Source organism: Tautonia sociabilis (assembly GCF_003977685.1).
Classification (GTDB): domain Bacteria; phylum Planctomycetota; class Planctomycetia; order Isosphaerales; family Isosphaeraceae; genus Tautonia; species Tautonia sociabilis.
Window position 1 is genome coordinate 124,757 of sequence record NZ_RYZH01000003.1, and the last position, 12,143, is coordinate 136,899.

General features: G+C 67.2%; 7 protein-coding genes. 4 read left to right on the forward strand and 3 right to left on the reverse strand.

Annotated elements, in window-relative coordinates; all coding sequences use genetic code 11:
* The first annotated feature begins 34 nt into the window (after positions 1 to 34).
* Positions 35 to 1,501, forward strand: coding sequence for a DUF1501 domain-containing protein (locus tag TsocGM_RS02605; RefSeq protein ID WP_126723759.1), 1,467 nt, complete (start codon positions 35 to 37; stop codon positions 1,499 to 1,501).
* A gap of 49 nt (positions 1,502 to 1,550) precedes the next feature.
* Positions 1,551 to 2,450 (forward strand): NAD-dependent epimerase/dehydratase family protein, encoded by a 900-nt coding sequence (locus TsocGM_RS02610; RefSeq protein WP_126723760.1) that lies wholly within the window; start codon positions 1,551 to 1,553, stop codon positions 2,448 to 2,450.
* 145 nt (positions 2,451 to 2,595) lie between these two features.
* Here TsocGM_RS02610 and TsocGM_RS02615 read toward each other — a convergent pair whose 3' ends face one another.
* From TsocGM_RS02615 to TsocGM_RS02625, 3 genes are all read right to left on the reverse strand, one after another.
* Positions 2,596 to 4,101, reverse strand: a complete 1,506-nt coding sequence (locus tag TsocGM_RS02615) for a sulfatase family protein (RefSeq protein ID WP_126723761.1) — start codon at positions 4,099 to 4,101, stop codon at positions 2,596 to 2,598.
* A gap of 267 nt (positions 4,102 to 4,368) precedes the next feature.
* Entirely contained in the window at positions 4,369 to 6,513 is a 2,145-nt protein-coding gene (locus TsocGM_RS02620; protein WP_126723762.1) for a DUF1549 and DUF1553 domain-containing protein, read from the reverse strand.
* 68 nt (positions 6,514 to 6,581) lie between these two features.
* Complete coding sequence (locus TsocGM_RS02625; RefSeq protein ID WP_233578200.1) at positions 6,582 to 7,988, reverse strand: DUF1501 domain-containing protein; 1,407 nt, start codon at positions 7,986 to 7,988, stop codon at positions 6,582 to 6,584.
* Positions 7,989 to 8,310: 322 nt separating this feature from the next.
* Here TsocGM_RS02625 and TsocGM_RS02630 point away from each other — a divergent pair, with 322 nt between their 5' ends.
* Positions 8,311 to 10,761 (forward strand): DUF1549 and DUF1553 domain-containing protein, encoded by a 2,451-nt coding sequence (locus TsocGM_RS02630; protein WP_199756686.1) that lies wholly within the window; start codon positions 8,311 to 8,313, stop codon positions 10,759 to 10,761.
* Positions 10,762 to 10,809: 48 nt separating this feature from the next.
* Positions 10,810 to 12,138, forward strand: a complete 1,329-nt coding sequence (locus tag TsocGM_RS02635; RefSeq protein ID WP_126723764.1) for a DUF1501 domain-containing protein — start codon at positions 10,810 to 10,812, stop codon at positions 12,136 to 12,138.
* Positions 12,139 to 12,143 lie beyond the last annotated feature (5 nt).

Genomic DNA, 12,143 nt, shown 5'->3' on the forward strand with positions numbered 1-12,143 from the left:
TTCCCCCCGTTCGATCCCCCCGGAGGACCGCCCGATGCCCCACGCCCGACCCGACTTCAACGAACTGCCTGTCACCCGACGGGAGCTCCTCTGCCGCTCCGGAATGGGCTTTGGCGCGATGGCCCTCGGCGGCCTGCTCGCTGAGGCCGGGATGCTCCCGACGTCGGCCCAGGCCGCTTCAGCCGGCCCCTCGTCGGCATCGTCGCTGGCCCCGAAGACCCCACCGCTGGTTCCCCGAGCCAAGCGGGTCATCCACCTGTTCATGAACGGCGGGCCGTCGCAGGTTGACACCTTCGACCGCAAGCCGTTGCTCGAGAAGTACGCCGGCAAGGAACTGCCGACCGAGAACCTCCGCACCGAGCGCCGCACCGGAGCCGCCCTCGGCTCTCCCTTCAAGTTCAAGAAGTATGGCGAGAGCGGCATCGAGGTCAGCGAGATTTTCTCCAACGTCGCCGAGTGTATCGACGACATCTGCGTCATCCGCTCGATGCACGCCGACGTCCCCAATCATGAGCCGTCACTTATGCTCATGAACTGCGGAGACGCCCGTCTCCCCCGGCCCAGCGTCGGCTCCTGGGTCCTCTACGGGCTGGGGACCGAGAATCAGAACCTCCCCGGCTTCGTCGTCCTCTGCCCTGGCGGCTATCCGATTGCCGAGTCGTCCAACTGGAAATCCGCCTTCCTCCCCGGCATCTACCAGGGGACGCACATCGACACCCAGCACACCGAACTGGACCGGCTGATCGAGTACATCGAGAACGACCGCCTCTCTTCCCCCGCCCAGCGTCAGCAGCTCGACCTGCTCCGGGAGCTGAACCTCCGCCACCTTGAGCGCCGCGGCCGAGACGCCGCGCTTGACGCCCGCATTCAGTCCTTCGAGCTTGCCTTCCGCATGCAGTCCGAGGCCGCCGACGCCTTTGACGTCGATCGCGAGCCCGCCTACGTCCGTGCCAGCTACGGCGACGGTGTCCACGGCCGACAGCTCCTGATCGCCCGCCGTCTGCTGGAACGCGGCGTCCGTTACATCCAGGTCTACCACGGCAACGGCCAGCCCTGGGACCACCACGACGACCTCGCCGACGGCCACCGCCATCTGGCCTCCCAGTGCGACCGCCCCATCGCGGCGCTGCTGAAGGACCTCAAAGCACGCGGGATGCTCGACGACACCCTCGTCATCTGGGGAGGGGAATTCGGCCGCACCCCCACCGTCGAGCTCCCCACTCCGGGCGCCAATGCCGGCAAGATGAACGGCCGCGATCACAACCACTACGGCTTCACCATGTGGCTGGCCGGTGGCGGTGTGAAGGGGGGATACGTTCACGGCGCGACCGACGAGTTCGGCTTCAAGGCCGTCGAAAACCCCGTTCACATCCACGATCTTCACGCCACCATGCTCTACCTGCTCGGCTTCGACCACGAGCAATTCACCTATCGCTATGCCGGCCGGGATTTCCGGCTGACCGACGTTCACGGTACGATCGTTCACGACATCATTGCCTGAGTCGTCCCGATCCGTCGCGCCCCGAGCCTCGCCGAGGAGGGTCCCGCCCATGCGCATCGCCGTCACTGGCGCCACCGGCTTCCTCGGCCGGTATGTCGTCCGCCTCCTCGCGGAGCGCGGCCACACCCTTCGCTGCTGGTATCGCATGAGCAGCGATCGCGGCGGCTTCGAGCCGTTCGACCGCGCGATCGAATGGGTCCCCGGCTCGCTCCGAGATCGAGGGAGCGAGGCCGCCCTGATCGCGGGGTGTGATGCCGTCGTCCACGCCGCCCTCGACCGTCCCGGGCCCGGCTTCATCGGCGCCGAGGGGGACCTGATCTCCTTCGCCGAGGCCAACCTGATGGGTTCGCTTCGCCTCTTCCAGGCCGCCCATCGGGCCGGCGTTTCCCGGTTCGTCTTCGTCTCGACCTGTGCCGTCTACGACACCATCCTCGACGACCGCCCCCTCGACGAGACGCACCCCCTTTGGCCCGGCAGCCATTACGGAGCCCACAAAGCCGCGCTCGAAGCCTTTGTCCACAGCTTCGGCCGAGCGGGACTGCCCATCTGCGCCCTCCGCCCCACTGGAATCTACGGCCTGGCCCGCTCGGTCGAGGGCAGCAAGTGGTTCGGCCTCGTCCGCGACGTGGTCGCCGGCCGCGAGGTCATCACCCGACGAGGGGGCAAGGAGGTCCACGTCCTCGATGTCGCCCGAGCCGTCTCCCTCCTGCTCGACGCCCCCTTCGAGTCTGTCGTCGGCCAATCGTTCAACTGTTACGACCTCTACGTCTCCGAATACGACGTCGCCCGTCTCGCCATCTCCTTTGGCGCCCCCGGCCGTCTCCTCGGGGAGCCGACTCGCCCGAAGCACCAGATCGACACCACGCTCCTCCGCTCCCTCGGTATGACCTTCGGCGGGCGACCTCAGCTCGAAGACTACATTCGAGCCCTCGTCTCGGCGTGCTCCTGATTTGATCGGAGGGGAGGCTCTCGGGCGGGTCCGCGAGGCGGATCGACCACCTGATGACGCGAGCGGCGAGATGGTCGGGGGCCAGTCGCCTCCCGCAGCCCACTCCGCCTTGGAGCGTCAGCGTTCCGAGGGATCCGATCTCCGGTCATCCGGCCCCCGGCGCGATCAACCTGGGGCGCGGGCGTCTCGGGCGCTCCCGGTTTGGCAGGGGACGCCCGGTTTCCCGATCGAACTCGTCGCCGCTGATCGCGACTTCCGGGGAGTCGTCCGTCTCCGCGGCCCAGGCGTCCAGCGCCTCACGCAGCTCGGCCAGGAGCCCGGCGTACCGAGGGTCGGTGGCGAGATTGACCAACTCGTGCGGGTCGGCCTCCATGTCATACAGTTCCTCGACCGCCCTCGGCACGGTGAAGCAAGCCGATTGATGCGGTTCAAGCACCCCCGCATCCCGCAATCGCCTGAGCTCCGTAAAAGTGGGGCTCCGCACCGCGTCGGCAGGCGGGGTCAGCGGAAGCTGGGCATCCTCGTTCCTGATGTACTTGTACCGCTCCGACCGCACCGCCCGCTTCCGGGCCGCGTAGTCGTGCCAGTTGTGCTCGGCGAAGACAAAGGGGCGAATCCGGGCCGTCGGTTCCTCGAAGAGTGCCGAGGCGTCCCGGCCCTGGATCGTCGGACCGGGTTCGATCCCGGCGACCGAGAGGATCGTCGGTGCCAGGTCGACCGAACTGATCATCGCCCGGCTGACGACTCCGGGCGTGATTCGTCCCGGCCACCGCGCAATCATCGGAGTGCGGATCCCGCTGTCATAGACGGTGGTCTTGCACCTCGGGAATGGCCGGCCGTTGTCGGAAATGAACAGAACGAGTGTGTTCGCCGCCTCCTTCTGACGATCAAGCTCCTTCAGCACCTCGCCGACGTAGTGGTCGAGCCGGGCGATCTCGTCGTAGTAGAGGGCCAGATCTCGTCTCACCTCGGGAGTGTCCGGCAAGTAGGGCGGTACGACAACATCCTCCGGAGTGTGCGGCTCGGGGATCGTTCCTTCCTGGTAGTCTCGATGCGGGTCGAGCGCCGCCAGCCAGAGGAAGAACGGTCGGTCTTTCGGGCGGTCGCGAAGCACCGCCACCCACTGGTCGCATCCGGCCTGAGCAGCCCCCTCAGCGTCGAACCCAAGTCGATCCGATACTCCTCCTGCTTCGTCCTCCGGCGCGAGCTGAAAGCCGCGCGGGTTGGCCTCCCGGACCTCGTCGAACCGATCCTTCACCGCATCGCCCAGGTGCCACTTTCCGGCGGCGGCCGTGAAGTAGCCGGCTTCCCTCAGGCGTTCCACGAATGTTACCTGCTCGGCCGGTAGTGGCCAGTGCAGTTCCTCAGCCCCGGTGGCGTGGGGATACCGTCCGGTGATCAGGCTCGACCGGCTCGGGCTGCACGAGCTGCATGTCAGGAAGGCGCGATCGAACCGCATTCCCTCGCTCGACAGCCGGTCGAGGTTCGGGGTCCGGATCGTCGGATGGCCGTAGGCGCCGCAGTCGTCCCAGCCCATGTCGTCGGCGATGAAGAGGATGACGTTCGACCGCTCCTCGTCCTGGGCGACGACGGCCCGAGTGATCCCCAGTGACGCGATCGCCGTCGCGATCGCAACAAAACGGTTCTTCATGCGATCAGACTCCTCTCCCGGCCGACTCGGATGGATTGTCGACGGATCGGCCTGAGGAGGCCCATCCGACCAGGCCCAACCTCGGAGGGCGGGAGGCCCCTCCGACTCGATCGGTGTCGATCGGTCCTCCGTCCCGGGAGCCAGGGTCGGTCGGCCGCCGTCGACCGCCGACCAGCGGGGAATGAGGACAGGCCCGACCTCACGCCGGCCGCATTCGATTCCCCGGATCCGATCGGGAGAAGGTTCCAGCCCGCGGCCTCTTCCGGATCAATCCAGGAATACGAACTCATTCAGGTTGAACAATGCCAGGCAGAACGCGATCCAGGCCCGCTCTCCGCCGTCGCCGAGGAACTCGACCGCCAGCCGCCGCTCCTCGGTGTCCGGCGTCCGGCCGAGGGCCAGCAAGTAAGCGAGCTCGATCCGATCCGCGTTCTCCGGTCCCGCCTCGCGTTCGAGCCGAGCGGCCAGGCCTTGTGCGGCATCGAACGCCAGTCGGTCGTTGAGCAGCGCGAGTGCCTGCGGGGCGATGATCGTCTCGGCCCGGCGAGGGCAACTGGCGTTCGTGTCGGGGCGATCGAACGCCTCGAAGAACGGGTAGCGGAGGTTTCTGCGCACGAATACGTACAGGCTCCGACGGTTCCGCTGACGGGCCTCGGAAGACACGGGCCAGATCGCCCCCTTGCTGCTCAGCTTCGTCAGCTCCGGCGGTAATTCCGGGAAGATCGGCGGTCCGCCGAGCTCTGGATTCAGTGCACACGAGGCGGCGAGCATCGCGTCTCGGATCGCCTCGCCGTCGAGCCGACGGCGATCCTGCCGCCAGAAGAGCTCATTCTCCGGGTCGATCGCGTGCGCCTTCGAGTCGAATCGTGACGACATGCGATAGGATGAACTTGTGACAATCAGCCGGTGCATCGCCTTCAGGCTCCACCCCCGGCGGGGCAACTCGCTCGCCAGCCAGTCGAGCAAGTCTGGGTGGGAGGGCAAATTCCCCATGGTGCCAAAGTCGCTTGGCGACGCCACGATTCCTCGGCCGAAGTGCTGTTGCCACAGGCGGTTCACGATCACTCGGCCTGTCAGTGGATGCTCCGGCCGGGTGAGCCAGGCTGCCAGTACCGACCTCCGACCGGTCGACCGACGCCCCGGCGTGATCGGCGGAGACTCCTCGCCACCGGGCAGGGCCGCCGGGAACCCCGGCTCGACTTCTGGCCCATCGCGGCCGTACTGGCCCCGGATCAGCACATGGGTCGGCCCGGCCTCGGGAGACGACTCGACCAGCACTCGGGCCCGGGGCAGGGGAGGGGGCTCCGCCTGCTCCGCCCGGTCGAGTTGCTCCCGCAGTTCGTTCCGCCTGGCGAGCGCTTCGGGGCCCAGCTCCTCGGCCAGCCGATCCGGCTCGACCCGTGGATCCCCCATGATGGCCTCGAAGACCATCGCCGTCTCGCCCGGCGATCGCTCCGCCTCCCACTTCTCCAGCGCCGCCTTCGCTTCTCGAGTTAGGCCTGGCGGTGGCCCGGGGGCAATCCGTTCCCGGGCCTCATGTTCCAGTCGCAGCAGGGCCGATCGGAGCGCAGCGACCTGTCGCTCCCACCGCCGACGGGCCGCCTCGTGCTCGGCTCGATGCTCCTCCGTCGCTACCGTGAATTCGTCCTCGAAGCGGCTCGGGGTGAAGAACGCCTGGAGGCGGAAGTAGTCGACCTGGGAGATCGGGTCGAACTTGTGGTCGTGGCACTTCGCGCAGCCGATGGTCAGGCCGAGGAACACCAGGCCGGTCGTCTCCGTGATGTCGTCCAGGGCGAGTTGCCGACGCTCTCCCTGGTCGTTCATGTCCACCATGTCGGGGTAGCAGCGGTGGAATCCCGTGGCGACCGTGGCAGAGGGATCCTCTGGCTCGAGCTCGTCGCCGGCCATTTGCAGGGCGACGAACCGGTCATAGGGCAGATCCTCGTTCAGGGCCGAGACGACCCAGTCGCGATAGCGCCACATCGCCGGTCTCGTTTGGTCGAACTCGAAGCCGTCCGTGTCTGCGTACCGGGCCAGGTCCAGCCAGTGCTGAGCCATACGTTCCCCATAGTGCGGGGAGGCCAGCAGGCGGTCGACTTGCCGCTCGTAGGCGTCGGGCGCTGGATCCGAGAGAAAGGAGTTCACCTGCTCCGGGGTCGGCGGCAGCCCGGTCAGGTCGAAGCTCAGACGCCGGAGCAGGGCGGGTCGGTCTGCCTCCGGGGCAGGACGCACTCCGAAACCCTCCAACCCGGCCAGGATGAAGCGATCGATCGGGTTGCGCGGCCAGGAGTCGTCTCCGACAGCGGGCACCTCCGGACGCTCTGGAGGGAGGAACGCCCAGTGATCTTCCCCGTCCGCGGCGGCCGAGGTTGCGAGGATGACGAATGGGATCAGAATCGCGGTGAGTCTCATCGAAGCGGTCCCCCCTCGGCGCGTCGTCCCGATCGGGCCCTCCCCCTGGCCGTCCCTGCCCTCTCATTTCACGCAAGGATCGGCCTCACGACCTCGCCGGCCACGTCCGTGAGCCGGTGTTCCCGGCCGTTGTGAAAGAACGTCAGGCGGGTATGGTCGAGCCCGAGCAAGTGGAGGATCGTCGCGTGCAAATCATGCACATGGACGCGATCAACCTCGGCGCGGAGGCCGACCGCGTCCGTCTCCCCGTGCATCACTCCGCCTTTCACTCCGCCCCCCGCGAACCACGTCGAGAATCCGTGGGGGTTGTGGTCGCGTCCGGTCCCGCTCTCCGACATCGGCATGCGGCCGAACTCTCCCCCCCAGACGACCAGCGTGCGATCGAGCAGGCCACGCCGCTTCAGGTCTGTCAGCAGAGCGGCGACCGGACGATCGGTCTTCGCGGACATCGTCGAGTGGTTCGATTCCACGTCGTTGTGCGCGTCCCAGCCGTTGAAGTCCCCGGAGTACAATTGGATGAATCGGACTCCTCGCTCCACCAGCCGCCGAGCGAGCAGGCAACGCGCCCCGAAGTCGGCCGTCACGGGGTCGTCGAGCCCGTAGAGAGCCCTCGTTTCGTCCGATTCGCGAGCGAGGTCGACTGCCTCCGGCGCCGCCGACTGCATCCGGTAGGCGAGCTCATAGGTCTGGATCCGGGCGGCCAGATCGCCGTCCTCGGGCCTCGACTCCAGGTGTCGGGCGTTCAGGACGCCGATGTAGTCGAGCATCCGGCGCTGCTCGGCTCGGTCGAGCGTCCCCTCCGGCGGTCGGAGGTTCAGCAGAGGCTCCTCGCCCCCTCGCATCACGGTTCCCTGGTAGCTCGCCGGCAGGAAGCCGTTTCCGTAGGCCGGCGGGCCTCCCTTGATCCCCCCCGCAGGGTCGGGGAGCACGACGAAGGCCGGCAGATCACGGCTCTCGGACCCCAGCCCATAGCCGACCCACGACCCCAGGCTCGGCCTGCCCATCAGGATCGAACCCGTGTTCATCTGATAGACGGCCTGCGGGTGGTTCACGCTGTCGGCCCAGCACGACCGGATCACGGCGAGGTCGTCGGCGCAGGACGAGAGGTGCGGGAAGAGATCCGATATTTCAACGCCGCTTTCACCACACTTCCGGAATGTCCGCTTCGTCCCCAGCAGGGGATTTCTCGCGACTTTCCGCCGCGTCGCCACCGGCCCGAAGCTCTCGGGCAGCGGGCAGCCGTGTAAGCGCTGGAGATCCGGCTTGCGATCGAACGTCTCCAGATGGCTCGGGCCGCCGTGCATGAAGAGGTAAATGACGGAATCGGCCTTTGCCTCGAAGTGGGGAGGCTTCGGCGCGAGCGGGTCCAGCGCCCTGTCTTCGGAGGCGTGGGCCCTCTCCTGCTGGAGCAGCCACCCCAGCGCCAGCAGCCCGAAGCCTCCCCCCGCCTCGCTCAGGAACGAGCGACGCGACATCCCACTTGGAAATCGGCCCGATTCGGTTGGCCCTCTCATAGCGACCTCGCCTCGACCGCGAAGGGGGAAGGGCACGGACGATGGCCTTCACCCTACCACGATCCTCCCCCGGGCGACAGCATCCGCACATCCGGATGCTTTCCTTGTCCCTTGCCCCTTGTCCAATCTCTCTGCCTCCCCGATCCGGGCTGTCCGATCGATCGTGGATCCTGCTCGGACCGTTTGACTGTTGTTGAATTTCGGGCCGAACCGAGTAAGATCGCAACAGTCAGGAATTCTGACCGCGAAGTTCCGAGGTCGAGACGTGAGGTGTGTACCGGTGATGAGACGATCGCTCCTCTCTGTCCTCGCACTTGCGATGGTCGGGGCTTCTGCACCTCCGGAGGTGGCCGGATCGGCCGCCAGCGACCTCAGCATTGTCCCAGACGAGATTCACCTCACTGGGTCGAGCGCCCGGCAACAATTGGTCGTCACCGGGAATGCCGATGGCCGCACCGTCGACCTGTCTGCCCTCGTTTCGTTTCGATCCGAGAATCCCTCGGTCGTCTCGGTCGACGAGCACGGTGTTGCCCGACCTGAGGGAGACGGCAATACGGTGATCGTGGCCGTTCTCGACGGCGAGGAAGCGCGTGCCTCGGTCACCGTCACCGGCATGAGCATCGCTCGCCCGGTTACCTTCGAGCGGGATGTGATGCCCTTGCTTACCCGGCTTGGCTGCAATTCGGGACCTTGCCACGGCAAGCAGCGCGGCCAGAACGGATTTCAGCTCTCGCTGCTCGGCTTCGACCCCACCTTCGATCACAATGCCCTGACGAAGGAGGCGAGAGGACGCCGCGTCTTCCCGGCGGCTCCGGAACAGAGCCTCACCCTGCTCAAGGCCACGGCCTCGCTGCCGCACGGCGGCGGCAAGCGGATCGAGCCCGACAGCGAGGAATACCGGATCCTTCGCGACTGGATCGCCAGCGGGATGCCCCGAGACCCCGAGGGCTCTCCGACCGTCGTCGGCCTCGACATCTGGCCCCCGGAACGCTCCCTCGCCGCCGGTGACCAGCAGCGAGCGATCGTGACCGCCCGCTATTCCGACGGCTCCACCGCCGACGTGACCCATCTGGCCGCCTTTCAGTCGAACGAGTCCGCCGTGGTCGCCGTCGACGATTCCGGCCTGATCCGGGCAGGAGACCGCCCTGGAGAGGCGGCGATCAGTGCCCGCTTCGAGGGCCACTTCGCCACTTGCTCCGTCACCATCCCCCTGGAGGGCGAGGTCCCGGCGTCGTTGTATGACGACCTGCCCCGGTCGAACGTCATCGACGGCCTGGTTTGGGCCAAGCTCCGTAAGCTCGGTCTGACCCCCTCCCCCGAGACCGACGACTCCACGTTCCTCCGCCGCGCCTACCTCGATGCCATCGGCCGCCTGCCGAGCCTCGAAGAGACCCGGGCCTTCCTCGACGATCCCTCCCCCGAGAAGCGAGCCTCCCTGGTCGACCGGCTGCTCGAACGCCCCGAGTACGCCGACTACTGGGCGACCAAGTGGATGGACCTCCTCCGACCGAATCCCTACCGGGTCGGTATCAAGGCCGTCTGGAATCTGGACGCCTGGATCCGGCGAGCCTTCCGCGAGAACATGCCCTACGACGAGTTCGTCCGCACCATCGTCACCGCCCAGGGCAGCACCTTCTCCGAAGGCCCGTCCACCATTTTTCGAGATCGGCGGGAACCCGAAGAGCTGACCACCATGGTGAGCCAGTTGTTCCTCGGTATCCGGCTCGAATGCGCCAAGTGTCACCACCACCCGTTCGAGGTCTGGGGCCAGGATGACTTCTACGGCTTCGCCGCCTACTTCGCTGAGGTCGGGCGCAAGGGGACAGGCCTCTCCCCCCCGATCAGCGGGGGTGAGGAGGTCATCTTCGCCTCAGGCAAGGGCGCTGTCTCCCACCCTCTGACCGGGGAACGGATGGAGCCGGCGCCCCTGTTCGGCGAGGCCCCCGATCCGGATGACGACCCCCGCCGCGCCCTCGCCTCCTGGATGACCGACCCCGACAACCCCTACTTCGCTCGGGTCATCGCCAACCGGGTCTGGGCCGACTTGATGGGAGTTGGGTTGGTCATGCCAGTCGACGACCTCCGCGCCACCAACCCGCCGACGAACCCCGAGTTGCTCGATGCGCTCGCCGACGAGTTTGTCCAAAGCGGCTTCGACCTCAAGCATCTGATCCGCACGATCATGACCTCGCGAGTCTACGCCCTCGACTCGCTCCCCAACGATCGCAACGTGGCCGATGTGCGCAACTACGCCCGCCACTATCGTAAGCGGCTGCCTGCCGAGGTTCTGATCGACGCCATCTGCGACGTCACGGGAATCCCCGAGGAGTACGACGCCGCCGCACCCGGCACCCGGGCCACGCAGATCTGGACCCACCGCGTTCCCTCCACCTTCCTTGACACCTTTGGCCGGCCGGACGCCAATCAAGACCCGCCCTGCGAGCGCACTCCGGACACGTCCGTCACTCAGGTGCTTCACCTGATGAACGCGCCGAGCCTGCATGCCAAGATCACCCACGAGGATGGTCTCGCCGCTCGGCTCGCCGCCAGCGACCGGCCCCCTTCCGCCATCGTCGAGGAGCTCTACCTGCTCCTCTATTGCCGACGGCCGACCGAGGAGGAACGCTCGGTCGCCCTGGCTGTCTTCGACGAGCCCGGCGTGGACCGCCGCAGGGCCTGCGAGGATCTCCTCTGGGCCCTGCTCAACTCCGCCGAATTCCTGTTTATTGACTGACCGCCCCGTCCGTCCGTCCCCGGCCATTCGGGAACCCAGGAGGATCGCATGAGCCGATCAAGCAACTGCGAAGGCGTCTCCCGCCGCGACTGCCTGCGGCTCGGGCTCTCGACCCTGATCGGGGGTGGTCTCATCGACGCACTTCGCCTCCGGGGCCAGGCAGAGGCCCTGATGCCGACGTCCTCCCGGCCGACGAGTTGCATCCTGGTCTGGATGGACGGTGGCCCGACCCATTACGAGACCTTCGACCCCAAGCCCGAGGCTCCTGCCGAGATCCGGGGCGAGTACGACCCCATTGCCACGGCCATCCCCGGGGTCCACTTTTCCCGGCACATGACCGAACTGGCCAAGATCGCCGATCGGCTCGCGATCGTCCGCTCCATCCAGCACAACCAGGGGAACCACGGGGCGGGAAATCACTACATGATGACGGGGGCTCCGACCCGCATTCCCGTCGGCTGCGGTGCCTTCGTCAGCTTCCACCCCAGCCTCGGCTCCGTCACCGCCTACGAACGCGGCCCCACCGGTGGCCTGCCGCCGTACTTCTCCATCCCCCGCATGTCCCGCTCTGGCGGCCCGAACTTCCTCGGGGCCAAGTACGCCCCGTTCGAGGTCCCCGACGACCCCAACCGCGACAGCTTCCGGGTCCGAGACGTCTCCCCTCCCCGCGAGCTGGACCTCGGCCGCTTCGATCACCGTCGCGACCTCCGCGCCCAGCTCGACCGCCTCGAGCGCATCGACCACGACGCCGCTGGCGACCCCGTCCGATCTCTCGACGAGTACTACGAACAGGGTTACACCCTGATGGCCTCGAAGGACGCCCAGCGTGCCTTCGACATCCACTCCGAGCCCGACTCCATCCGCGATCTCTATGGTCGTACCTCGTTCGGTCAGCGTTGCCTGCTCGCCCGTCGCCTCGTCGAGGCCGGCGTCCCCTTCATCACCCTGTATGAGGGCGGCTGGGACCACCACGTCGAGATCTTCAACGCTCTCGACAAGAAACTCCCCCCCTTCGACCGGGCACTCGCCGCCCTCATCCTCGACCTGGAGCAGCGCGGCCTGCTCGACTCCACCCTGGTCGTCGCCCTCGGCGAATTCGGCCGGACTCCCAAGATCAACAACCGGGGAGGCCGGGACCATTGGTCCAACGCCATGTCCGTCATGTTCGCCGGCTGCCGCACCCCTGGCGGCCAGGTCGTCGGCGCCACCGATCCCCGCGGCTACGCCGCCAACGAGCGCATTCTCTCTCCGGAGAACTTCGCCTCCACGGTCTATCTCAAGCTCGGCATCGATCCCGACAAGATTTACTACACTCCCCAGGGCCGCCCCGCCCACCTCGTCAGCGACCCCACCCCCATCGCCGAGTTGATGGGCTGAGCCCC